A 23410-nucleotide genomic window follows, 5' to 3' on the forward strand; every position below is an offset into this window, starting at 1 on the left:
CTGATCCTGAAAGTGTTTTCTATTCCAGTTCAAAAACAGCTTTGATTGTTACCGAGACGGTTTGCTGTCCCGAAATAACGGGCGTTGCTGGAGCGGCATCGGCTGAACGGGTGCTGACAGCCAGCATCATTGGGCGGATACCTGAGGGAGTGTCTTGCTGCCCTTCTGAAATAAGCACAATCCGTTTAACTCGCATACCAAGCGAGCGGGCATAGAGATCCGCTCGGCTTTTTGCAGCGGCAATAGCTTTCACTCTCGCCTGATCCTGTGCTTGATCGGAATTGGACAGCGAGAAGTTGGGCCCTTCGAGGTCTTCAACATTGGCCTGCACCATTTTGTCGACAATCGCCCCAATTCGATTCAAATCTCGGATGCGAATTTGTATCGAACTACGTGCCTGATAGCCGATACGCTGAGGCGGCTTGTTTTGGTCGTAACGATAGCGTGGGCTTATATTGATGTTCCGCGTTTCAATATCGTCATTGCTAAGGCCGCTTTCACGAAGGCTAGCCAGCAAATTCGTCATTTTTTTAGCATTTTCAGCGGTTGCCGTTGCTGCGGTCGCGCTGTCGGCACTGGTCATCGCGGTGATTGTTGCCAGATCGGGCGTGGCCTTTACTTCACCTGTTGTAGAAATAACCAACTTCGTACCGGATAGCTGTGTATTGGCTTCGATATCCGACGGGTGGGCTGCCTGTAAGGATATGGCAGGGATAGCTGCCAGCAAGCCACCGAGAGCGATTGTTTTCAAGGAGACCGAAGGTATTTTCCAAAGAGATTTTAATTTTGACATTCTATTGGCCTGATAGTGAAATAACATAAATAAAAAACGCCATTTGTGATGAAAGGTTTCACTATACAGTAAATAATTTTCTTTATCCTGTGTCTATATTGCGCCCATTCTTGTTAAGAAATGGGGACAAGAAAATTTATTTTGATTATTTATATTAAAATTTTGTTCATTTTTATTTCTCTATTGGTGGCTTGAAGAGCCTTTTTAGCCTTTTGTGAAATGGAGCCTTTCTTCAGCTATATTACTTTGCCTTTTTTTGGCTAAAGGAAAATATATTTTTATCGACAAATACTTTTGCTAAAAGCCTTATTGGTTACAGCGCAGCTCCAAAAAACAGGAAGTGGGGGACGATGACACATGACCACGATCAAAACAGCGAAGCCGACCATTTTGGCTTAACGGCGGAAGAACTCGCCCAAGCAAAAAGGCATCGTCTGGTCATTATTATTCTAGGCATATTGGCGACAGCTTTATTGATTATCTTTATTGCTTGGCGCGCCAAAGTGACGGCTCCGGTGCGGATTATTGCCGAACCTGTTCATGTATCGACGGTAGCACCGGTTCAACGATCTGTAACGGGAATGGTTTCAGCCGAAGGTCATTTGGCACCAGCAAGAGAGGTGGTTGTTAACGCCCCAAATATTGATGGCAAAATTGTAAAAGTCCTTGTCGCTGTAGGAGATAAAGTTCAGGCCGGTCAGCCTTTGGCTTTGGTTGGGCATAGTTCTTCTGACCAGAATAATTTTGAGCAATTGGCCTTGGCTGAATCCCAGCAAGCGGATATGACTATTGCCGAAAGTGAATATAAGCGAGCTGAAGCGGCTGGGGATACGACCTTGGCTGAAATTTTGAAAAAAGATTATGATGCTGCGGCCAGACATCTCCGCCATAAAAGCGGGAAAAAAGCCCGTCAAAAAGCCGTAACTCTTAACCCTATAACGGCACCTGTCAGTGGTTTGGTTTTATCCTGCACGGCTGAAAAGGGGATGGCTGTTATTTCCAATTCTACCGAGCTATTCCGTATTGCGGAAAAAGGTGAAATCGAAATGCAGGCAAATGTTGCTGAAAAAGACCTGCCCAGTATTTCGGTTGGAGCCTCGGCGGATGTGAAAATTGCCGGATCAGATAATAATTTTTCGGGTCGGATAGCCTCGATTTCGCCGGTGGTTGATAATGTAACCCATTCGGCAACGGTGCATATTCTGTTGGATGATAACCCAGCGTTGAAAGCGGGTGTATCCGCAGAAGCCCATATTCATACGATGCCTGTTCAGGCACTGCTTTTACCGGAATCCGCCATTATGAGTGATGATACCGGTCATTATGTTTATAGTCTGGATGATGGCAATGCGATTGCCCGTCATCAAGTGACTTTGGGGCAGAAAACATCAGATGGACAGTGGGAAGTCTTATCCGGTTTACAAAAACAGGATAATATTGTGGCTTCATCGGGTTCAATGGTCAGCCCCGGTGATCGGGTTATTGTTGATAAGAAGTAGTTTCTCCGTCTGAAAAAAGCGTTTTAGAAGCCGTCCGTTCTTTTGATCGGGCGGCTTTTTCGCAAAATGGTTCTTTTGATGGGATGATCTTTTCTAGCAAATAATCCGATGATGCCCATATATCGGCTATGTTCAAAGCTATGACACATCGGATAACCGTTAAAACAGCCGCGACTTTACTGCTGTTTTTGATGGTGGCTCTGTTTCTAATCGGGCGGGAATTAAACCATTTTTTTCCCCATCATTGGGCTTGGGGATTTTTAATCGCCTTTTCTGAAGCGGCTATGGTCGGTGGTCTGGCTGACTGGTTCGCGGTGACGGCTTTGTTTCGGCATCCTTTAGGGTTACCTTTTCCTCATACTGCGCTGATCCCCCATGCGAAGGATCGTATTGCGGTTAATCTCGCCGATTTTATCGAAACCCATTTTCTGCAGTCGATTGTTTTAGCGCGCCGTCTAAAACCTGTGGATGCTGGTCTTTTTCTGCTCCGTTTGACGGATAATAAGATAACCGCAGATCAGGCCTTGAGACACAGGTTACGGCGCTTTTGGCCTCAATTATGGCAGCATATTGATTATCCGGCGGTCAGCGATGAAATAGCGAACAGTCTTTTGGGCATGGTCAGAAAATCTGATCCTACGCTTGCCCTGGGTGATGTTTTTAAAGACGCTTTGGAAAAGAAAAAGCAGGTTGCTCTTATTACATCTGTTTTGCAGGCTTTTGCGAATTGGTTGGCGCATCATGAAGATATGATCCGCGATATGGTGAGCGAGCGTTCCGGTAGCTTTTTAAGATGGACGGGATTGGATCATCATTTGGCAGACAGCATTTATGATGCGGTTAATCGTTTGGTGAATGAAATGATGGTTGCGCCAGATCATCCGTTACGTTTGCGCTTTGATAAGACTTTATGGAATTGGGCTGAAAAATTAGGGCATGATCCGGCCTTTCAAAAACGTTTTAACCGTATCAAAAATGCGCTTTTGGATAATCCGGCTGCCCGTCTACAATTGCAGTCCAAGATCGAAAACGGGTTACAGGGATTTCTCTTAAAGAGCGATGCTACAGAGATTTTGCCTGTCTCTTCTAACCGTCGTTTTCCTGTTTTATGGGCGGAATGGGGACAGGCGGTTACCGAGGATCGCCAGACTAAGGCGGCTCTTAACCGTTTGTTCCGGCGTATTATTATCGGTGTGATTGTACCGCATAGCCATCAGATTACTCGATTGATTACGGATACTGTTGAAAAATGGGATGGTGATGAGGTCGCCGGACGGATTGAAAAAGCGGTAGGGGGTGAGCTTCATTATATCCGTTTATCCGGCACCTTTGTCGGCGGCGCGATTGGGTTGCTATTACATGCCGCCAGTTTGATTATAGGCTGATTTCCCGTTTTTTTGACGTGATGATGAGCAAGAGACCAGCAATAACCATCGGAATGGTGAGTGTTTGTCCCATGGTTAGTCCCCAAGATAAGGTGCCTAGCTGGACATCGGGTTCTCTGAACCATTCAACAATAAAGCGGGATAACCCGTAACCAACCAGAAAAAATCCAGCGAGTTTTCCCGGATGTAGGCGGGCTTTTGTGGCAAAAAATTGGTAATTTAGAAAAGCGAAAAGCAAAATACCTTCTAATCCTGCCTCGTAAAGTTGGCTGGGATGGCGGGGCAGCGCGCCGGCTTGGGGAAAAATAACCGCCCAAGGCATTGTGCTGGGTCGTCCCCATAATTCCCCATTGACGAAATTAGCCAGCCGACCAAGGAAAAGACCGATGGGGGCTGCGCAGCCGATATAATCAGCTATTCTAAGCCAGCTGAGGTGGTTTGTGGTTTTGACCCACCAGATTGCCAGAAAAACGCCTATCATACCGCCATGATAGGACATACCGCCTTCCCATAATTTGAAAATTTCCAGAGGATTTTCGAGAATGGCGGGTTGATAAAAAAGGACATAGGCGAGCCTGCCGCCGACAAGTATGCCCAAGGTTGACCAGAAAACCAGATCATCCGTTTGTTCCGGTTTCATGGGTGCACCGGGCTGTTTTAAAAGGAATAGCACATAACGCCATGCCAAAAGAATGCCGGTGATATAGGCCAGAGCATACCAGTGGATCAGGGGATGAAGGGTTAATCCAAAAAGATGCCATACCCCGAAATCAAAAGCGATCGGAGATAAACCCAAGGCATCAAAATGGATAACGCTTTTCATCTGTTCGATAAAAGCGAATGGCACAGAAAATCCTTTCAAGGCTAACAGCAAGATATCCGCTGAAATGATAAATAATAGATGGCCGGAAAGTCGATTTTTAAAGGGAATTTAGCCATTGTAACCGATTTATCGCGGATAAATGAGTGATTTTATAGTTGCCATATAAAGCGCGACTGAAAAAGACAAAGAAAAATCGGCATTCTGTTTTTGTTATATCTATTGAATACAAAAAATCCGGCCTTTTTGAGAAAGACCGGATTTTATAAAAAATGGATTATGCTGAATTAGGCGGAGGCTTTTTTACTGGGTAAGAAGCTGCCATCTTTCAGACTGGATTCGATTTCTTCCAAACTGCGGCCTTTAGTTTCCGGCACCATGAAATAGACGAAAACAAAACCCAAAGCATTCAGACCGCCATAGAACCACATGGAACCACCGATACCCAATAAGCTGGTCATCGTTAACGCAGTTGACGTTAAAATGAGGTTGGAACCCCACAAAGTCGCAGCGTGAAGGCTGGTGGCACGAGCGCGAATACAGAGCGGATAGACTTCTGAACCAATAAGCCAGCCGATAACCTGAATACCACCTGCATTGAAAACCATAAAGGCAAACAGACAGGCAAGAATAAGCCAGCGATGTTCCGAAGCACCCCCCGGCAGGTTAAAGGCAATACCCAATGCAAAAAGGCTGAGAGCGGCCAGCGGCATCATGCATAAAGCTAATTTACGACGACCGACATGATCGACCAACAATTTCCCGATGGTTGTCATGATGACATAAATAAGGGCGACACCCAAAGCCGAATAATAGGCCATTTTTTCAGTGAAGCCGGAATCCCGCAAGAAGGTCGGGGTATAATAGATCATCATTTCAATGCCGGAAAGCTGGGTAAAAGCAGCGACGCCTAGACCTGCGATCAGGGCAGGGCGCACCCAAGGCTGTGCCAAGGCTTTCCAGCCATCTTGAGCTGCTTCCTTCGTCCGGTTGCTGATTTTCTTGATAGAGCGAAGTTCTTTGGTGACTTCGTGATCTGTTTCGCGGACGGTATCTAGCATATCACGCGCTTCTTCAACGCGTTCCTGCCGCACCAACCAGCGGGGACTTTCGGGAAGCATCATCATTGAGCAGAATAAGACAGCCGCCGGAATAGCCGCGACGCTGAACATTGTCCGCCATGTCCATTCTTCTTGAAGGAAAGCGCCGACAATACCCGCCGCCAGAATACCAAGACCAATCGAAATATTATAGAAGGTTACCATGCGACCACGTTGGTCAGCTGGTGCCAATTCGGCGATATAGACAGGCACAATTTGTGATGATCCGCCAACGGCAAAGCCGAGAACCAAGCGGGCTGCACCTAACCAGAAAGCCGTGGGGGCGTAGCCTGCGGCAATCACACTGAAACCGAAAATAGCGGTCACAATCATAATCATATGACGGCGGCCAACAAAAGCAGACAGTCGACCACAGACCAGAGAGCCGATCACGGCACCAAATAAGAGAATACTAGTAATAATTTCTTGTTGATGGGCATCCAGTTTGAAGTCATGCGCAATATTCATCAATGCGCCTGAAATAATACCCGTGTCATACCCATAAAGAAATCCAGCAATAGCCGTTACCAGAACGGTACCGAGCAAATATAATTGTGAACCAATAAAATCTGATACGGTATTTCGAACGTTAGTTTGGGTATCATTTTCTATTTCTGAATTGTTATTCATCTAGAAATTTATCCCTTTTTTTAGCGTCCCTTCATGAAAATACTGTTTCATAACAATAAAAATTACTATTATACTCTATTTATAGTAATAAATATTTTATAAACAAAAATATTCAGAATAAATAAAAGTAAACTAAAATAATGTTTAAACTATTATTTATTAGAATATACGCGATATGTAAAAATGGCGTATATTTTAGATAAAAGGACAGGAAAGAAAATGAAGGTTCATCCTTCCATTTCCCTTGGATTATACATAAAAATTTTAAAAAATCAAATCCACTCCATTAACCTTAAAATTTATGCCATTTTACAGCCATAAAATATCTTTTTTTTATAGAAAGATTTTAAAGGATTATCGCTAATATTGAGGTCGCTTTTATCCTTCAAAAAGAGAGCGTCAGAATGTTTCTGAACGATGATGATAAATAGCTTGTTCCGATATTTTTATATCTGTTTTGGAGTTGTTTTCAGATCATGAAAAAATTGCCTCTATGCAGGGGCTATTCGGATTTTATTTTGAAGTCTGTTTTTAGGAAAATGGATGCGGGTCGATGAAATTTAGGCATAAAAAAAGCGCATAGCTGGGAGCTATACGCGGTCTTTTTTAGGAAATTGGTTTTCTGGTGTCAGAGCCGTAAAGAGCGCTTTCGCCTTTTACTGCCCTGACATTTCCAGAACTGGCTTAGGCTGCAGCGAGCTTTTTGGCAACTTCACGTTTTACCTTAAGAGCTCGTGTAGAAAGCTTTTCGTTTTTGGTCTTCAACAGCCAGTTGTCCAGACCACCGACATGTTCGACGGAACGCAGGCCGTGGGTGGAAACCCGAAGCGTAACACCTTTGCCCAAAGCATCGGAAATCAACGTAACATTCTGAAGGTTAGGCAGAAAGGTCCGCTTCGTCCGGTTATTGGCGTGGGATACGTTATTGCCTACCTGGCGGCCTTTGCCGGTCAGTTCGCAAATGCGCGACATTTTCTCTCATCCTGAATGGCCGGGAGGATCGACAGACGGACAGACATAGCCCTAAGCCCGTGATCATTCCCCTTATGGAAAGCAATGGCGGATAGCCTGCCTTGCCAGATTCGTCAAGCAAAGAAGCCATTTCGCCCAGTAATACTGCCTTTATACCCTATTTATGTTACAAATACCATATATTTACGTCTGTTAAAAAGAAGAAGATTTTTTCGGAGTCTCTAGGCATTTTTCTTGTCGTTGAGTGGACAGTTATAATCAAAATGCCTTAGGCAGGCATTATCCGTGTCATTGTCAGAATCTGTATGGTGAGTGTTATTTCCACCTTTTCGCCTTTCCCATTACCTGAACCGATGCGGCACGCTTTGTTACAAGCGGAAAGCGCCGCTCATCAAGGCGAGGTGCCGGTTGGTGCCGTGGTGACTTTTAAAGGTAAAATCATTGCGGTTGCTGGTAATGCGATGCAGCCACCTTTTATTGATCCAACAGGCCATGCCGAGGTCAGGGCATTACGGCAGGCAGCTTCTGTTTTGGGTAGTAGTCGGCTTGACCAATGTGATCTTTGGGTGACTTTGGAGCCTTGTGCGATGTGTGCAGGAGCCATTGCGACAGCGCGTATTCGTCGTCTTTATTATGGTGCAGACGACCCAAAGGGGGGTGCCGTTCTTTCAGGAGTGCGCTTGTTTTTTCAGCCGAGCTGTCATCACCAGCCGGAAATCTATAATGATTTAGGCAGCCGGAAGGCGAGTGAATTATTGCGGCAGTTTTTCAAACAAAAAAGAAAGTAATAGAAGGGCATTTGAAAAACTATTTTCTTTAGTTTTTTCCTGTGTGATTTATGGTTTTTGGATATTCTCTATTCTTGAATAGGATGCGTCTATTTGAAATAGGATAAATGTCTTTTCTTTGGAAAAAAATGATATTTTAAGAATTTGAAAAATTCCCTATTTATTTTTTTACTATTTGCCATTTATTTTCTATTGTTTTGATATAAAATCAGGCGCATGATAAATATCATTTATATATTTTTAGAATCGTGACACCACATCCTCCTTTAACACCTTTCCCTTGGCATGATTGTCTGCTTTTGATCGCATTGATCGCCTTTAATGGCTTGTTTGCGATGTCCGAGCTGGCGATCATCTCTTCTCGTCGTCCAAAGCTTGAGGCTATGGCAAAAACGAGAAAGGGAGCAAGCGCGGCTTTGGCGTTAAGTGCGCATCCGGGTCGCTTCCTATCAACAATGCAGGTCGGTATTACAGGTATCAGCACCTTGGCCGGTGCTGTTTCTGGCGAAACCCTTGGGGGGCCAATCGGTGAAAGATTGGCCGCGATGGACGTTCCCAATGCGATGGCATGGGGATTTACGGTCGCTATCGTTGTTACCACCTATTTTTCTCTTATTGCCGGTGAGCTGGTTCCGAAACAGATCGCTTTAAAAGCGCCGGAACAGATCGCGGCTTTTACCGCTATCCCCGTTTTATGGCTGTCGCGCCTGACGGCTCCGGCGGTCTGGTTACTGGATAAATCCAGCGCGCTTGTGTTCCATCTGGCCGGAATGACCCGCGAAGCTCATAATCAGGTAACTGCGGAAGAAGTCCGTTTGACGATTACCGAAGCCTTTCAGGCAGGGGTTATCGAAGAAAACGAGCGACAGATTATTTCTGGTGTTATCCGTCTGGCGGATCGGCCTGTGCGTGAAATCATGACCCCGAGAACCGAAGTCGGATGGTTGGATATGGAAGCGGATATTCCGACCTTGTCCAAAAATCTGGCCTCTATGCCTCATAGCCGGATGCCTGTTGCTATCGGTTCAGTCGATAACATTATTGGCGTTGTTCATTCCCGCGATATTGTCCGCGTTTTGATGCGAGGCGAAAAGCTGGATATTAAACGCTTGATGCGGCCTGCGCCTATTGTGCCAGATCAGACCACGGTGATGGCTGCTCTTGATAGCCTGCGTTTGGCCGAAGTGCCTTTAGGGCTGGTTCATGACGAATATGGTCATTTTGAAGGGGTTGTTGCCCCCGCCGATTTATTGGCGGCCATGAGTGGCCATTTTGTGTCCGATGTGGAAGGTCGAAATGATCCTTCCATCATTGAAGATAAAGAAGGACATTATATCCTTTCTGGTTCCTTATCGGCTGACCAGATGGCTGATAAACTGGGATTTGAGCTGGATGAAGATCGCGATTATGCGACGGTCGCCGGTTTTGCTCTTTCTGTTCTGCGACATTTGCCGAAAATCGGTGAGTATTTCACCTCGAATGGTTGGCTATTTGAGATTTTGGATATTACCGGCCATAAAATCGAAAAAGTCGGTGTCTCTAAAGCTGACGGTGAAAACCGCGAAGAAAACTAGCCGCCTAAGCTGTTTCGTTTAAAAAAGAAAAGCCCCGAAAACCGTTAATGGTCTTTGGGGCTTTTTTATAGCGTTGTTTCCAAAATCGGGGATTTCTCTACCGATGGAGCGCCCCGAATTTACTTTCAAAAGTTTCGATATCACCGGCATCCAGTAATTTGGCCTGTTCTACCCAATGTTCACGGGCGATTCTGCCGCTGAACGCACCCATTTTGGGATCAATCTCAGCGATGTCGGCATCTGTCCATGCCGCAATTTGTGAAAAACGGGTAATACCTAGACCCGCCAGAATTTTATTGGCCTTGGGCCCTAATCCCTTGATCTGGGTTAATTTGTCGGCGGATCCTTCACTAGAAGAAACATCATTGGCCGGAGAGGGAATATCATTTTTGACATATTCCGGTTGAGGCACGGATTCTGGTGCTTTTGCTGAAGCCGTGTCTACGCTTTCCTGCCTTTCAACCGGAGAGAGCGTATTGGCCTTGTCACTCTTTTCTTCTGTTATCTTTGTTTTGTCTGTTTTGGCCTCTTGCGGAGCAGGCGATGTTTTGGTGACAATCGGAATATCGCGAACAGGAATAGCTTCGGCTTTTTTCTCCGATTTTAAATCCTGATAAGCGGGCGGAGGCGCGACTGGCTCGAAAGTCCGCTGAAGCTTGGGCGGCTGAGCTTCATTCTGTGTTTCTTCGGTCGTTTTTATTGGTTTTTGGCGGCGTTTGACCAAAAACATAATCACGACGGCTATAGCAACAACGACTATGCCAGCCGCAACGGCGATTATTTCCGTTGGCGTCATCTTTTTTACTCCTTACAATATCGAGGCCGATTTCTCCGAATAAAGCTGTTTATCGGGGCTTATAGGCTTCAGACGGAGAAGATCCTCCCCGTCTGAAAGATACCTGTTGTAAATAGGCCTTCTATGCCGTTTTTGCAGGCGGCCTTTCCATTTTAATTTTAGAGGCCGATATCGCCGCGCCAGAATCCATCGGGATAGTCAATGACATTGACGGCTTGGTAGGCGAGGTCGCGGGCAGCATTGAAATCGGCGGCCTTGGCCGTGACATTCAATACCCGACCGCCATTGGCCTTTAAGGTCTGGTTATCGAGTGTGGTGCCTGCTTGAAAAACAACCGCTCCATTGGCTTCGGCTTCGTTCAGTCGGGTGATAATACCGCCTTTTTTCGGGCTGGCCGGATAACCTTGTGCCGCAATGACCACGGTTACGGCGTAATCCTTTGAGAAAGTCGGTTCGGGTTGTGCCTGCAATTTTCCAGTAGCTGCTGCATAGAGCAACGGCAGAATATCACTTTCAAGCCGCATCATCAGCACCTGACATTCAGGATCACCAAGACGGGCATTATATTCGATGAGCTTGGGTCCTTCGCTGGTCAGCATCAATCCGGCGTAAAGGATACCCACAAAAGGCATGCCTTGTTCTTTCATCGCCTGAACGGTGGGAGTGACAATTTCCTGCATCACCCGCTTTTCGAGATCAGCCGTCAGGCGAGTTGCCGGACTATAAGCACCCATGCCGCCGGTATTGGGTCCCGTATCGCCATCACCGACCCGTTTATGGTCGCGTGCTGTCCCAAAGGGACGAACCGTTTCGCCGTCACTAATGGCAAAGAAGCTAGCTTCTTCGCCCTGCATGAATTCTTCGACCACGATTTCAAGACCGGCTTTCCCAAAAGCGCCTGCCGTCATATCCTGAATAGCCTGTTCGGCTTCCAATTGGCTTTCAGCGATGATGACGCCTTTACCGCCAGCGAGACCATCGGCTTTGATCACAACGGGAGTGCTGAAATTATCAAGCGCGGCCTTGGCTTCTTCTGCACTACGGCAGCGTTGATAGCGGGCAGTCGGAATATTGTAGCGGGCGCAAAGATCTTTTGTGAAACCTTTTGAGCCTTCTAACTGGGCAGCCGCTTTGTCGGGCCCAAAAACCGCAATAGAGGCTGCGCGCAGGCTATTTCCTAAACCATCAACAAGCGGGGCTTCGGGCCCAATCACGACCAGATCAATGGCATTGTCCTGACAAAAGCGGACAACCGCGGCATGATCTGTTACTGTGATATCTGCCGGTTTAGCCAGTTTTGCTATACCGGGGTTGCCTGTTGTGGCATAAAAGGTATCAAGTGATGGCGACTGAGCAATTTTCCATGCCAAGGCATGTTCGCGGCCGCCGGTTCCGATAAGCAGGACGTTCATGAATTCTTTCTCTTTTGATGGCTCTGATCTGTTAGCGAAATCTGATGCAACAGACAATGTGCGTGCCTTTTCTGTATCCGAAATTTCTGGTGCTTTGAAACGGACTGTTGAAGATGCTTTTAGCCATATTCGGGTAAGAGGGGAAATATCCGGTTTTACGCAAGCGGGGTCAGGGCATTGCTATCTAGCCTTGAAGGATGACAAAGCCGTTCTTGATTCCGTTATCTGGCGTGGTGTGGTGTCACGGATTTCTTTCTGGCCTGAAAATGGGATGGAAGTTATTGCTACCGGACGGTTGACTACCTATGCCGGTCGTTCCCGTTATCAATTGGTTATTGAACAATTAGAAATCGCCGGACAGGGGGCTTTGATGGCCTTGCTTGATCGGCGGCGGCGGATGTTGGCAGAAGAAGGCTTGTTTAATGCCGATCGTAAGCGGGCTTTGCCTTTCATGCCCAAAATTATCGGGGTTGTCAGTTCACCTTCTGGAGCGGTTATCCGCGATATTTTGCATCGTTTGGCTGATCGTTGTCCGACCCATGTGATTTTATGGCCGGTGCCGGTTCAGGGCGATCAGGCGGCAGCAAAAGTGGCGGCAGCTGTCAGAGGTTTTTCAGCTTTGAAAGCGGGGGATGCTATCCCTAGGCCGGATTTGTTGATTGTTGCCCGTGGTGGTGGGTCGCTGGAAGATCTGTGGCCGTTTAATGAAGAAATATTGGTTCGAGCTGTCGCTGAATCCTCGATTCCGGTGATTTCGGCGGTGGGTCATGAAACCGATACCACCTTATGCGACTATGCCGCTGATTTACGCGCCCCGACCCCGACGGCTGCTGCTGAATTAGCCGTGCCAGTCAGAAGTGAGTTGGTGAATGGCCTGAATAATCTCCATCTGCGGATGAATAATGCCATAGCGCGCCATGCTAAATTATCAGAAGAAAGGCTGGACGCGGTTCGGCAGCGCTTGCCGGATGGTGAACGGCTGTTAGCGCCTTTTATCCAATTATTTGATGATCGAGCATCGCAGTTGGAACGCGATATCTCCGAACGGATGACCCATGCCCGTCATAAGCTGAATTTTTATGCGGCTACTTTGCGGCCTGCCTTGTTAAAGGCAAGAATTGCCCGCGAACAGGCGCGGTTGTCAGCTTGTCGTTTACCCACTGGACAGCGTTTAGTCATACAGGAACAGCAAAAACTCGATAATGTGACGCGGCGATTGAAACAGGCCTATCAACAGCGCTTGTCCCATGCGGATTTACGTTTCAAATTTTTGGCTGAGAAGCTGCAACCCCTGTTATTAGAGCAGAGATGGCAGCAGAAAGCCGAGTTATTAGCGGCTTGTTCTTTAAAGCCAGAGCTGGTGACTGCCCGTTTGAATATTTGGCAGAAGAATATTGACCAGTTATGGCGTGTCGCTGAGCAAGCCCATCCTGATAAAATTCTAGCTAAAGGCTATGCCCGTGTCGAAGATAGCCATAGCCATGTTGTTAGCAACGCCCATGATGCCAAAACGCATAAGCGGTTAAATCTGATTTTCCATGACGGATCGGTATGGGTCGCACCCGAGACACCTCCCAAAAGCAGGAAAGCAGATAATCCACCGGAACCCCCAGAGCAAACCAGTTTTTTATAAAATAAGGGGCTTAAGGATATTAAAATTATTCAAATTCACCGAAGGTAAATGAAATATTATAACAATAGACTTGACTAAAAAACTTTAAAAGGCTGTCATAGCCTTTCATAATTGGTCATTTTATTCTTATTAAGGGTTTTTTTTGATGCATCCATTCTCTTCGGTGAACAATTCTGTGCCTGAACCAGCGCCGCAGTCCGCTAATAGTCGGAAGAATGTGACCTCTTTTCATACGATTGTGAAAAAGCAGGTACGCTTATGGCATTGGGTCAGTGCTGCAATCTTTTGTGTGACAATGCTGCTTTTTTCAGTGACCGGATTCATGATGAATCATGGTCATGATATTTTTGCGCCGCATTTGACGACCACAGAAAAACAATTTGAATTGCCACAAGATTTGCTTCCGGCGTTGCAACAGCCTTTGAAAAAAGCGGAAGAAAAGTCGGTTAAAGTGAAAGAGGGCGGCTTTGATTGGGGGCAATTAGCTTCGCAGGAAGTCAGTCAGCCGTTACCTGAAAATGTTGTGCAATGGTTAAAGAGCCAGCATTTGCCAGCAAAAAAACAGGCCTTTTGGACGGATAAATTTGTTTATTTCGTCACGCCTAAATTAGGGATGCGTGACAGGTTATTGATTGAACGCGATAATGGTCATGTCCATTACGAGCATACGTCACGGGGTTGGATTGGATTTATTGATGATTTGCATCGCGGGGGGCATGTCGGGACAGGATGGCCGTTATTCATTGATGTGTTTGCGATCGCCTGCATTATTTTTTCTATAAGCGGTATCTGGTTGTTACAGATTCATGCCAGAAAACGGCCTTCGACATGGCCACTCGTGGCTTTAGGATTAGCTGTTCCTATTGTGATTATTTTGGTCGCGCTCCATTCCCATTGAGCTTAAAAATATTTCTTCCATTGGAGAGGGTGAAGAGAAGCCATAGTCGAAGGGCGCTTGCTAAATTCGGCATATCGGCGGCTTTCACCCTTTCCGCATCAATGCGGGCAATCAAGGCATTAAGGGGCAGAGCGCGTTTGGAGGCGGCTTGCTCTAGGGCTTGCCAAAAAAGGGGTTCAAGACTGATAGAGGTTGAGTGACCGGCGATCATCACCGAGCGTTTAACAAGGCCATGATAGGGCGCTCCATATTCAGTAGAAGGGGACATGGCTTTTATTCCCCGCTTTTGAGCCAGCCGGACAGGCCTTGATTGACCAGAATTTCAAGCATGGCGAGGCTTTCTTCACTATCGTTAATGCAGCGAAGAGCCGCAAAATTTTCACCCCCTGCTTCTAGAAAAGTGCTTTTTCCTTGAAGGGCAATTTCTTCCAGTGTTTCCAGACAATCCGCTGAGAATCCGGGCATAGCCACGGCGAGATTCCGAATATTTTTTGACGGGAGTTCTTTTAAGGTCATATCCGTTGCTGGCGTGAACCATTTTTGCGAACCAAAACGGGATTGGAAGCTGGTGATGACAGGTATATCCAAAAGAGACGATAAAGCCTGACTGGTGGCCTGACATTGGAAATAATAGGGATCGCCGAGTTCTCGTGTTTTGACAGGCATGCCATGATAGCTAAGCAGCAGGCTATCCGGTTTAAAATCAAGCGCCTTGATCTGGTCTTCGATATTCTTTTTTAAGGTCTGAATATAAGCCGGATGAGTATAATAGGGTTCCAAGCTCCGCAAGTTCGGCTGCCAGCGAATTTTTTGGAGATACCGATAGGCTTCATCCTGAACGGTAGCGGTGCTGGCCGCTGAATATTGAGGATAAAGCGGCGCAAGTAAAATACGGCGACAGCCGGAAGCTATTAATTTTTCAAGACGGGATGGGATGGATGGTGTCCCATAACGCATGGCATAATCGACCGTTATATTCGGCATTCTTTTTTGTAAGCCTTGCGCCTGTTTTTTTGTAATGGCAGCAAGAGGTGATCCTTCATTCGTCCAGATTTTTTGATAAGCGCGGGCAGAGCGGGGGGCGCGAAAAGGAAGAATGATACCGCGTAGAATAATCTGCCAGAAAACAGCAGGAAGTTCGATAACCCGCTGATCCGAGAGAAATTGCCCAAGATAACGCCGTAAAGCCTTGGCATTAGGGGCATCGGGTGTGCCTAGATTGACAAGCAAAACCCCGATTTTTTCAGAAATAGGCAGCGGGTTATTCGATTCTGTCATAGAGAGTCAGTCTTTTCGAGAAAGATATTTTTACGGTGAGGCGGTTGAGATATCTATTCGCTGCTTTTTTGGGAAAGAAAAGAATGACCTCGTCCATTTTGCCTTTTTCAGTTCGATAAGATTATGGCCTTGATTTGAAAAATCAGGCTATTCATTGGCAACTTTAAAATCGAACACAATCGCTTTTTCTAAGAACGTCCCTGCAAAGGATTTGAACTGTTCATGGGCGGCATCGAAAAAAGCAGGATCATTAACCAAAGGACGGCCAACATAATAATTACGGTCGCCTTCGGAATTGAAGGTTACGATATAGCCTTGATCCATATCCATACCCGCATTTTCGCCGCTATTTTGAGAGCCAGTTTCAATAGAGACAATAACGGATTGGCCGTCTGGTCTTTTGGAGGTTTTTGCTAATTCTAAAAACTGCTTTGTTACTTCGCGGCGTTCGGCTTCTGTGACATTTTTTTTGAAACGAAACAGCACGATATGCTGCAATTTGCCTGAATGAAAATCAGGCGAAGTGAATTTTTCGACACCCACTTCTTTTAAAAGTGCGCGTGCGGCTATGGTCGCATTATCGAGAAGATTATTTATTTCAATCGAGGATGAAGTCATCGTAAAATTCCGGCTGTATAGGGATAAAAAAACGGCATCACAAAAGCCTATTTTATCCTTTTTGTCTTTTTATAAGAATAGCAGGGTGATTGCGGTCTATGATTGCGCCGCAATAACGGCCAACACTTTCCGCATATGATCTTGCCATAACATGGGATGCCAGCCTTTCAACCGCATAACCTGCGTTTGGCGACGTGTTGAAAAAGGATTCATATATTCGCTGATCGCTTCTTCCCATGCGCTGCCGTTAAGGGGGTCGATATAATCAGCCATATTGCTGCTGATTTCCCGATAAACAGCAATATCGCTGGCAAGCACAGGCAATCCGTGACGCAAGGCTTCGGCAATGACCATGCCTCGTCTTGCGAAAAAAGCCGGCTTTAGCAAAGCCCGCGCTTCCTGCATCATATGGCTTAATTGCTGATCGTTGCAGCTTTCACGAAAACGGATATGCCGTTGCAAATCGGGATTGCGTGCCAGCATCTTTCCCAATTTTGAGTTTTCGGGATGGCGCTGTCCTAAAATCAATAGATCAGGTGCTTTTGTGCCTAGCTGGAGGATCAGCCTTTTCCAGACAGTGACCAACATTTCGGTGTTATTTCCCGCATGATCGGATTCTATCGCCAAGAAATAGGGATGATCTGAAATTTGTTCGCTTTTAGGTCTAGGATCAGCTTTTTTCAGATGCGGTAACGCATCAGCACCGAGCGGGATAGTGACAACTGGAATCGGGCGACCAGCTTCGGCCATGAAGGGCAAAAAGCGGTTTCGGGTCGCTTCACTATCCGTAATAACGCAATCCGCATATCGGGCGATAATATCGAGCCGTTTTTTTAAATTCTGCCATTCGGGCGTTGGAACATATTCAGGATATTCCAGCATTTCAGTATCGTAAAGCAGACAGATGAAGCTGGCCTGTTCTTTGTTCAGGATGTCTTTTAAAGCGGCTTCATTATCAAGATGATGCGGCGAGGCCTGCAATAATATTTTGATGCCCCGTTGGGGCGTGAAAAGATGCGGCCATAATTCAATTAAAGCCTTGGCCTGATAGAATTTTTGCCGGAAGTTTTGAGTGAGCTGGTTCGGTTCACTTTCTTGCCAGACTTTTTCCGTCTGTTCGATCATCGTCAAGACAGCGCTTTGTGACAAACGTCCATAGCGCCCCCAGCGATTGAGGCGGGCAAAAGCAATCCGGTCGGAAAACCAACCGAGAAGTAATTTTATCCATGCCATTTCGATACGGCTGACCCCGTCGGTCATGACCGCCTTGCCTGCACGTTCCGTCAGCCATGAGACATCAAGGATAATTTCGCCATCGCGGGCTTCCGAGCTGTCGTTCAGAGCCTGATTTGAAGAACCTGTCATCAATCCTCCTATGCCCTGTGCAGGCTATTACGATTTACCGGATAAGGGGTTGTTTATCATTACCTGTCGAAAAGCAGCGCAAATTTTGCCTTGAAAATGGCGTATCCATGTGACGGGCGTCATTTTTGCTTTTGGACTTTGGATAAGTCTTTCTATCAGAACTTCCGGTGAACAGGGCATACCTGTTACCGGATCGAGATAGCGCGGATAGAGAATAAGTGTCACCGCTGCAAGCTCTGTTATATCGAGTTTTCTTTTTCGTCTGGCGGGAATAGCCCCAAGATCACGGGTTAAGCCCCAGCCCGCATAAAAGGGGGTGCCGTGGCAGATCACTTCACGATGGCGAAGCAGGGCTTCAAAACCTGCAAGTGATGTCCAGACATGGACGGCATCCACCTGATCGAACAAGCGTGTGATGGGATAATCGCGAATGATGATGTCGGCGTATTTTTCAGCGGATTCTTGTGGCACAAAGCCTTTTCTATGGCCTGCCTCGACATCGGGATGCGGTTTGAAAATGATGTAGCTATCAGCTTCATTTTCTCTTGCCCGTTTCAAAAGATCGAGATTGCCTTTAACGGCACCACCGCCCAGCCTGACCGATCGATCATCTTCCACCTGACCGGTGACGAGTATAATCCGTTTGTTTTTGGGAAAATTGAGCGCTTTGTCTGCGCCTGTTCCCATATATTTACTGATATGAGCCGACTGAATACGGGCGATTAGCTTTTGCGCCCGTTCCAATAATTCTTGAGAAAAAACAGTTTCGTTGAATAAAGTCTCAATATCAGAAGGCTGGTTGGGGTCGTAATAAATGCCTTGTTTATCGACCACGATTGAAAGCGGCGGGTGAAGGCCGCTGCCAAGCCCCACGGAACGGATGAAACCATCTTCTACTTCGTAAAGCTGTGCTTCTTTTTGAGCGATAGCTTTGCGGAGACCTTTCGGCTCACGGGATGGCCAGAGTGCGATAGCCTCTTGTTTTTGTTTTAGAAAAGAGAGCGCTGTTTCTGTTTTTTGCGGCATGGGTAGCCGTTTTTTTTCGCCTGACCACAAGAAACGACGAATAGCCTCTTTTTTCCACCAAGCTATACCACAAGCCGCCTTGATGGCGCGATTGCTGTCTATCAGACTGCGCCATTCTGATAATTGCGTTATCGCCTGATCGAGGGAGATCGGCTGTCCTGTAAAAATATCATTATACTGGAAAGATGTAAGCTGTTGTCTGACCAATGCCAAAATGATGACCTCTGGCGAGGTAAAAATATCGCTGAAAAATTTTCGAGCAGTCGGTGAAAAAGACAGAGGGATATGGCCTAATCTCGCAATCAATCCAATGTCGATAGTTAAGGCTGTCTTGCCACTAGCAATGATTTCTGTGGCTTGGTCGAGCAAACTCCACGGATCAAACAGGCCGGAATAAATCACGCAGCCTTGTTTTTTGAAACTTTCGGCCAATTCGGCATAATCTTGGTGATCGGGCAGAATAACAAGATCGCCCTGTTTGGCGATAGCCAAGAAGAAGGCTTCATCCGTTAAATCTTCGATCAGCAGAACGCTCTGCTTTTGCGGGTTTTTCGGCAGTGGTGCTGCCCAGAAATTGCCGCCGACCCGCCTCTGTAGCAATTTTTCTATAAGATTTTGGATGTCATTATCAGTCAGTATTTTTTCTGGACGAGATATAGGCCGGACAAAATCGATAAGCGAAATATTCGCTTTCGGGAAAGGGGGAGGGCGTAGAAAAGGAAAAGACAGCGACATTTTTTTTCCGAAAAAGACAGTCCCGTGACAGAAGAGACGTCTAGTTGATCGAGCCGAACTCTATTTACCGGTTAAGCTATGTTTTTATTGAGAAATAATAAACAGTAAATCCCAAGTAGCAGGCTTTATTTTATTGGATAGTCTAAATCAGAAAAGCCGTATAAGGCAGATGTTCTTTTCTCCGAAATGGGCGTGGTTGCAACTATATAGCATCCGACCTGTTATTATGAGTAATAGACAGAATGCCGGTTTCTGGCGGCTTTCGGCCTAATGGGACTTTTACGACCTGTATTTTCTGAAAATTTTTTCAGAAAAAGAAGGAGCGATATCTGATGGCCAATAAATCCAATATTTCTGAAGGACGACGTAACATGATGGCAGTTCTCGCGACAGCGGGGCTGGTATCAGGGTTGGATGGAGTGGCTTCGGCCGCCAATCGCGATAAAGAACCGGCAGTGACAGGGGGCAAAACATTTTATGATCCCCGTGATGCCTATCCGCGTGCGCCTTTTGCCGGTCAAGATCAGCCTTGGCCCGGTCTAGCCAGTAAAATGGTACCGCGCCCCGATCACGGTGAAAAAAGCTATCGCGGTTCCGGCAAATTACAAGGCCGGAAGGCTTTGATTACGGGTGGTGATTCCGGCATCGGTCGGGCAACAGCGATCGCCTATGCCCGTGAAGGCGCGGATATTGTTATCAATTATTTGCCGCAAGAAGAGCCGGATGCCCGCGAAGTGGTCGCTTTGTTACAGGGAGAAGGTCATAAGGTTTTTGCCTTGCCCGGTGATTTGAGAAATGAAAATTTCTGTGTCCAGCTCGTTCAGGAAGCCTCCAAGCGTTTGGGCGGACTAGATATTTTGGCGAATATTGCCGGACATCAGCATTATAATGAATCTATCCTGACGCTTTCGACGGCTGATTTTGATGATACCTTGAAAACCAATGTTTATGCGATGTTTTGGTTGTGCAAGGAAGCCTTGAAAATCATGCCTGCCGGTTCGGCAATTGTGAATACCAGCTCAACACAGGGCTATCGACCTTCGGCTATTTTATTGGATTATGCCACCAGCAAAGCGGCTATTGCCAATTTTACCCGCGCTTTGGCTATCCAACTGGCACCTAGAGGTATTCGAGTGAATGCCGTGGCACCGGGCCCGTTTTGGACACCGCTTCAGGTATCGGGCGGTCAGCCTGCCTCTGCTTATAGTCAATTTGGTGCCAATACGCCGGTTAAACGTCCCGGTCAGCCGGTTGAAATCGCACCGGTCTATGTCTTTTTGGCTTGTGCCGAAAATAGCTATGTGACGGGTGAAGTCTATGGCGAAACCGGATGCGCCCAGATTTTTTAGATCAGGATTCTTATCCGAAAAGACGGCCTATTGGCACCGCCTTTTCGGATAAGGTTATAATGCCATTAATCTTTTTTCTGGCCTAGTTCGGTTGTTCTTTTGACAGCCGCGAGGACGCTTTTTTGTAGGCCTGCGGTGAAGTCGCTTTGGTTCAAGGCGAAGAGGCTATTCATGCCGACACCGGCAGGTGAATTGTTGATGTCCAGTAATTGGCGTGGATGCTTACCTGATATTTCCAGCATTTTTACCGAGCCTACCAGATTTTCCATCGTGGTTTTCCATGCAATATCACGAGGCAGGCCAGCTAGCACGCCGGCATCAACCAAGGCTTCGATAAAATAATAGACGTAATTGGGCCCGCAGACGCCAAAACCCGTAAAAATGTCGATCAGGCTTTCTTCTAAGAAGAGGCATTTCCCAAAACCGGAAACAAATTTTTCGGTTAGGGCTTTGTCTGCCTGATTGTTGATGACCACCCCGCTATAGCCCAATCCGGTGTCGGTGAGTGTGTTCGGGATAATTCTTGCGATAGCTCTTTTTTTGCCAAGTAGGTCTTCAAATTGGGCAAGAGTGACACCAGCGACAATCGAAACAATCAAGGCCTTTTCTTTGGCATTTTGAGCAATATCGGCTGTCACCGCTTTCAGGTCGTCTTGTGGTCTGACCCCGATAACAACAATGTCGGCTTTTTGGAGGGTTTCAATATTTTTTTTCGGTTTGGCAAAAGCCGTGATGCCATAATTGTCATGCAGTTCTTTTTCCCGTTCCGGCCGGATGTCATAGGCGGTGATGTCACTGGCCGAAGCGGTTTTATGCTTGATAATGGCTCGGATCATGGCTTCGGACATTTGGCCGCTGCCGATGAAATGAATATGGCTCATGACGTTTACTCTTCTGTTGCCAAGAATATCGCAAAGAAACTGTGATCGTAACCCAGTTTGAGATTCCGATCATATGCCCTGTTTGTTTTATTGCAAAAAACTATTTCTTTTATGGTCGAAAGCAGTCGGTCTTTATAGAATGGCCTTTTAGAACCGAGATTCTTTTGGTTTGTCGGGCTTGTTTCAGATTGTGAGGTCAAGAATGAATTTGGAAGAAAAGCTGATCTCTTTACGTCGGGAATTACATCAGCATCCCGAATTGTCAGGCGAAGAATTCCAGACAACTCAAAAATTGACCGCATGGCTGAAAGAAGCCGGTATTCGTATTTTGCCCTATGATTTAAAAACAGGGGTTGTTGCCGAAATTGGTCATGGTGCGCCTGTTATTGCATTGCGGGCGGATATTGATGCTTTGCCAATAGAGGAAAATTCCGAGGCGGTTTGCCCTTCTTTGGAAAAGGGAAAAATGCATGCTTGTGGGCATGATTTTCATGCCACGGTTTTATTGGGTGCCGCCCTTCTTTTAAAACAGAATGAATCCCGTTTGGTTGGAACCGTTCGTCTGTTCTTCCAGCCTGCCGAAGAGAATTATTCCGGTGCTTTGCAATTGATTAAAGCCGGTGTTCTAAAAGATGTTGATGTCGTTTTCGGTTTTCATAACGCTCCCAAAATGCCGGTGGGTGAGTTTGGAACCTGCCACGGTGCGATTATGGCCAATGTTGATCGTTTTGAAATCAATCTGGCCGGGGTAGGGGCGCATGCGGCTTATCCCGAAAATGGTACCGATGTGATTGTGGCAGCCTCCGAAATTATCAACAGTCTGCAAACGATTGTGAGCCGGAATATCTCTAGTCATGATTCTGCTATTGTCAGTGTGACCCGCATTAATGCAGGGAGCGGCTGGAATATTTTGCCTGAAAAAGCCGAGCTGGAAGGCACGGTTCGGACTTTTGATGCCTCAATCAGAAAAGAAATTCAGCGCCGGATGAGAGACCTTGTGTATTATCTTGCCAAAGCCATGGATGTCGGAGCGCAATTCCTGTGGCATGAAGGCCCTCCGGCGGTTATCAATACGCCTTATTGGTCTGATTTTTCGGCAAAAATAGCCCGCCAATTCGGCTATGTGACCCATAATGTTACCCCGCAGAATGGTGGCGAGGATTTTGCCCATTATCTGCATCATCGCCCCGGTGTCTTTTTTCATATTGGCACGGGTAGTCCACAATCGCTCCATCATCCCGGTTTTAATATTGATGAGAAGGCTATTTTCCCAGCGGCTGAATATTATGCTTTGTTAGCTGAGGAAGCCTTGAAAGACCTGAAAAACACGCAAGCCTCTGCTTGATAAGGGAGAGAAAAGAAGGAGCGTCTTTTATGTCCCAAAGTGAAATGGGTATTTTGAAACGGCGGCGGATTGAAGCTGAGATTATCAAGCCAATTTATGATGCTATGTCGCGTCATTTCGGAAAAGAAAAAGCGCAGGCTGTTTTAAAAGAAGCGATTGCAGCAGATGCCATTCGTGCCGGAAAAGAAATGGCCGAAAAGCAACAAGATAAAGGCGGGGCAACGCTTAGCAATTTTGCGGCGATGCAATATCTTTGGGAACAGGATGATGCTTTGAAAGTCGATATATTGGCAAGCGATCATCAGCATTTGGACTATAATGTTACCCGATGCCGTTATGCAGAAATGTATCGTGAAATGGGATTAGGAGAGATCGGCTCAATTCTGTCTTGCACGAGGGATGCTTCTTTTATTGAAGGTTATAATCCCGATATCGAAATGAGCCGAAGCCAGACGATTATGAAGGGCGCTGATTTTTGTGATTTTCGCTATCGCTTGAAAGCGAAAGAATAGT

At 46.5% G+C, this 23410-nt stretch carries 21 protein-coding genes; 9 read left to right on the plus strand and 12 right to left on the minus strand.

Annotated elements, in window-relative coordinates; genetic code table 11:
- Positions 1-19: 19 nt before the first annotated feature.
- Positions 20-793: an SIMPL domain-containing protein gene (locus ZMOB_RS04375; RefSeq protein WP_014500739.1), complete on the minus strand. Its 774-nt coding sequence runs from the start codon at positions 791-793 to the stop codon at positions 20-22.
- Positions 794-1143: 350 nt separating this feature from the next.
- On the opposite strand from ZMOB_RS04375, the gene ZMOB_RS04380 reads away from it, so the two are divergent.
- Both ZMOB_RS04380 and ZMOB_RS04385 read left to right on the plus strand, forming a co-directional pair.
- Positions 1144-2292 carry an efflux RND transporter periplasmic adaptor subunit gene (locus ZMOB_RS04380; RefSeq protein ID WP_014500740.1) on the plus strand — a complete coding sequence of 383 codons (1149 nt, stop codon included), beginning with the start codon at positions 1144-1146 and terminating at the stop codon, positions 2290-2292.
- A 140-nt stretch (positions 2293-2432) separates the two neighbouring features.
- Positions 2433-3677 carry a DUF445 domain-containing protein gene (locus ZMOB_RS04385; RefSeq protein WP_252507323.1) on the plus strand — a complete coding sequence of 415 codons (1245 nt, stop codon included), beginning with the start codon at positions 2433-2435 and terminating at the stop codon, positions 3675-3677.
- On the opposite strand, the gene lgt is transcribed toward ZMOB_RS04385, so the two are convergent.
- The 3 genes from lgt to rpmB form a co-directional block, all read right to left on the minus strand.
- Positions 3667-4524, minus strand: a complete 858-nt coding sequence (gene lgt, locus ZMOB_RS04390; protein ID WP_014500742.1) for a prolipoprotein diacylglyceryl transferase — start codon at positions 4522-4524, stop codon at positions 3667-3669. The two genes, ZMOB_RS04385 and lgt, sit on opposite strands and share 11 nt — an antisense overlap.
- Before the next feature lie 260 nt (positions 4525-4784).
- Positions 4785-6227 carry a sugar porter family MFS transporter gene (locus ZMOB_RS04395; protein ID WP_011240229.1) on the minus strand — a complete coding sequence of 481 codons (1443 nt, stop codon included), beginning with the start codon at positions 6225-6227 and terminating at the stop codon, positions 4785-4787.
- Between the two features lie 684 nt (positions 6228-6911).
- A complete protein-coding gene (gene rpmB, locus ZMOB_RS04400) occupies positions 6912-7199 on the minus strand; it encodes a 50S ribosomal protein L28 (protein WP_011240230.1) in 288 nt (95 codons plus the stop codon).
- Between the two features lie 305 nt (positions 7200-7504).
- Between rpmB and ZMOB_RS04405 the strand changes: the two genes are divergently transcribed.
- Together ZMOB_RS04405 and ZMOB_RS04410 are read left to right on the plus strand one after the other, a co-directional pair.
- Positions 7505-7987 carry a nucleoside deaminase gene (locus ZMOB_RS04405; protein WP_014500744.1) on the plus strand — a complete coding sequence of 161 codons (483 nt, stop codon included), beginning with the start codon at positions 7505-7507 and terminating at the stop codon, positions 7985-7987.
- 248 nt (positions 7988-8235) lie between these two features.
- Positions 8236-9561 (plus strand): hemolysin family protein, encoded by a 1326-nt coding sequence (locus tag ZMOB_RS04410; protein ID WP_011240232.1) that lies wholly within the window; start codon positions 8236-8238, stop codon positions 9559-9561.
- A 97-nt stretch (positions 9562-9658) separates the two neighbouring features.
- Here the strand turns inward: ZMOB_RS04410 and ZMOB_RS04415 are convergent, their stop codons facing one another.
- Positions 9659-10357 carry a hypothetical protein gene (locus tag ZMOB_RS04415; RefSeq protein ID WP_014500745.1) on the minus strand — a complete coding sequence of 233 codons (699 nt, stop codon included), beginning with the start codon at positions 10355-10357 and terminating at the stop codon, positions 9659-9661.
- Positions 10358-10515: 158 nt separating this feature from the next.
- Positions 10516-11769, minus strand: a complete 1254-nt coding sequence (purD, locus tag ZMOB_RS04420; RefSeq protein ID WP_014500746.1) for a phosphoribosylamine--glycine ligase — start codon at positions 11767-11769, stop codon at positions 10516-10518.
- Here purD and xseA point away from each other — a divergent pair.
- Positions 11768-13402, plus strand: coding sequence for an exodeoxyribonuclease VII large subunit (gene xseA, locus ZMOB_RS04425; RefSeq protein ID WP_014500747.1), 1635 nt, complete (start codon positions 11768-11770; stop codon positions 13400-13402). The genes purD and xseA overlap by 2 nt on opposite strands.
- A 145-nt stretch (positions 13403-13547) precedes the next feature.
- Positions 13548-14300 carry a PepSY-associated TM helix domain-containing protein gene (locus tag ZMOB_RS04430; RefSeq protein WP_014500748.1) on the plus strand — a complete coding sequence of 251 codons (753 nt, stop codon included), beginning with the start codon at positions 13548-13550 and terminating at the stop codon, positions 14298-14300.
- Here ZMOB_RS04430 and ZMOB_RS04435 read toward each other — a convergent pair.
- From ZMOB_RS04435 to ZMOB_RS04455, 5 genes are all read right to left on the minus strand, one after another.
- Positions 14272-14568 (minus strand): ribbon-helix-helix domain-containing protein, encoded by a 297-nt coding sequence (locus ZMOB_RS04435; protein ID WP_011240237.1) that lies wholly within the window; start codon positions 14566-14568, stop codon positions 14272-14274. The two genes, ZMOB_RS04430 and ZMOB_RS04435, sit on opposite strands and share 29 nt — an antisense overlap.
- A 5-nt stretch (positions 14569-14573) precedes the next feature.
- Complete coding sequence (gene hemH / locus ZMOB_RS04440) at positions 14574-15578, minus strand: ferrochelatase (protein WP_014500749.1); 1005 nt, start codon at positions 15576-15578, stop codon at positions 14574-14576.
- 147 nt (positions 15579-15725) lie between these two features.
- A complete protein-coding gene (locus ZMOB_RS04445; protein WP_014500750.1) occupies positions 15726-16196 on the minus strand; it encodes a Dabb family protein in 471 nt (156 codons plus the stop codon).
- Between the two features lie 96 nt (positions 16197-16292).
- Positions 16293-17561: a glycosyltransferase family 4 protein gene (locus ZMOB_RS04450; RefSeq protein ID WP_011240240.1), complete on the minus strand. Its 1269-nt coding sequence runs from the start codon at positions 17559-17561 to the stop codon at positions 16293-16295.
- A gap of 27 nt (positions 17562-17588) precedes the next feature.
- Positions 17589-19322 (minus strand): capsular polysaccharide export protein, LipB/KpsS family, encoded by a 1734-nt coding sequence (locus ZMOB_RS04455; protein ID WP_014500751.1) that lies wholly within the window; start codon positions 19320-19322, stop codon positions 17589-17591.
- A 332-nt stretch (positions 19323-19654) separates the two neighbouring features.
- On the opposite strand from ZMOB_RS04455, the gene ZMOB_RS04460 reads away from it, so the two are divergent.
- A complete protein-coding gene (locus ZMOB_RS04460; protein ID WP_014500752.1) occupies positions 19655-20671 on the plus strand; it encodes an SDR family oxidoreductase in 1017 nt (338 codons plus the stop codon).
- Between the two features lie 65 nt (positions 20672-20736).
- Here the strand turns inward: ZMOB_RS04460 and ZMOB_RS04465 are convergent, their stop codons facing one another.
- Positions 20737-21552, minus strand: a complete 816-nt coding sequence (locus tag ZMOB_RS04465; protein ID WP_014500753.1) for a pyrroline-5-carboxylate reductase family protein — start codon at positions 21550-21552, stop codon at positions 20737-20739.
- 202 nt (positions 21553-21754) lie between these two features.
- Here ZMOB_RS04465 and ZMOB_RS04470 point away from each other — a divergent pair, with 202 nt between their 5' ends.
- Positions 21755-22897, plus strand: a complete 1143-nt coding sequence (locus tag ZMOB_RS04470) for a M20 peptidase aminoacylase family protein (protein WP_014500754.1) — start codon at positions 21755-21757, stop codon at positions 22895-22897.
- Between the two features lie 29 nt (positions 22898-22926).
- Positions 22927-23409: an L-2-amino-thiazoline-4-carboxylic acid hydrolase gene (locus ZMOB_RS04475; RefSeq protein WP_014500755.1), complete on the plus strand. Its 483-nt coding sequence runs from the start codon at positions 22927-22929 to the stop codon at positions 23407-23409.
- The last annotated feature ends 1 nt before the right edge of the window (position 23410 follow it).

It is taken from the genome of Zymomonas mobilis subsp. mobilis ATCC 10988 (assembly GCF_000175255.2).
Lineage (GTDB): Bacteria > Pseudomonadota > Alphaproteobacteria > Sphingomonadales > Sphingomonadaceae > Zymomonas > Zymomonas mobilis.

Bases quoted from the DNA above. Each gene is read 5' to 3' on its own strand.
- purD (WP_014500746.1), bottom strand. From the start codon at position 11,769: ATGAACGTCCTGCTTATCGGAACCGGCGGCCGCGAACATGCCTTGGCA.
- hemH (WP_014500749.1), bottom strand. From the start codon at position 15,578: ATGACAGAATCGAATAACCCGCTGCCTATTTCTGAAAAAATCGGGGTT.
- ZMOB_RS04395 (WP_011240229.1), bottom strand. From the start codon at position 6,227: ATGAATAACAATTCAGAAATAGAAAATGATACCCAAACTAACGTTCGA.
- ZMOB_RS04470 (WP_014500754.1), top strand. From the start codon at position 21,755: ATGAATTTGGAAGAAAAGCTGATCTCTTTACGTCGGGAATTACATCAG.
- ZMOB_RS04415 (WP_014500745.1), bottom strand. From the start codon at position 10,357: ATGACGCCAACGGAAATAATCGCCGTTGCGGCTGGCATAGTCGTTGTT.
- xseA (WP_014500747.1), top strand. From the start codon at position 11,768: ATGAATTCTTTCTCTTTTGATGGCTCTGATCTGTTAGCGAAATCTGAT.
- ZMOB_RS04455 (WP_014500751.1), bottom strand. From the start codon at position 19,322: ATGTCGCTGTCTTTTCCTTTTCTACGCCCTCCCCCTTTCCCGAAAGCG.
- ZMOB_RS04385 (WP_252507323.1), top strand. From the start codon at position 2,433: ATGACACATCGGATAACCGTTAAAACAGCCGCGACTTTACTGCTGTTT.
- ZMOB_RS04405 (WP_014500744.1), top strand. From the start codon at position 7,505: ATGGTGAGTGTTATTTCCACCTTTTCGCCTTTCCCATTACCTGAACCG.
- ZMOB_RS04450 (WP_011240240.1), bottom strand. From the start codon at position 17,561: ATGACAGGTTCTTCAAATCAGGCTCTGAACGACAGCTCGGAAGCCCGC.
- ZMOB_RS04475 (WP_014500755.1), top strand. From the start codon at position 22,927: ATGTCCCAAAGTGAAATGGGTATTTTGAAACGGCGGCGGATTGAAGCT.
- rpmB (WP_011240230.1), bottom strand. From the start codon at position 7,199: ATGTCGCGCATTTGCGAACTGACCGGCAAAGGCCGCCAGGTAGGCAAT.
- ZMOB_RS04380 (WP_014500740.1), top strand. From the start codon at position 1,144: ATGACACATGACCACGATCAAAACAGCGAAGCCGACCATTTTGGCTTA.
- ZMOB_RS04460 (WP_014500752.1), top strand. From the start codon at position 19,655: ATGGCCAATAAATCCAATATTTCTGAAGGACGACGTAACATGATGGCA.
- ZMOB_RS04445 (WP_014500750.1), bottom strand. From the start codon at position 16,196: ATGACTTCATCCTCGATTGAAATAAATAATCTTCTCGATAATGCGACC.
- ZMOB_RS04435 (WP_011240237.1), bottom strand. From the start codon at position 14,568: ATGTCCCCTTCTACTGAATATGGAGCGCCCTATCATGGCCTTGTTAAA.
- ZMOB_RS04430 (WP_014500748.1), top strand. From the start codon at position 13,548: ATGCATCCATTCTCTTCGGTGAACAATTCTGTGCCTGAACCAGCGCCG.
- ZMOB_RS04465 (WP_014500753.1), bottom strand. From the start codon at position 21,552: ATGAGCCATATTCATTTCATCGGCAGCGGCCAAATGTCCGAAGCCATG.
- ZMOB_RS04375 (WP_014500739.1), bottom strand. From the start codon at position 793: ATGTCAAAATTAAAATCTCTTTGGAAAATACCTTCGGTCTCCTTGAAA.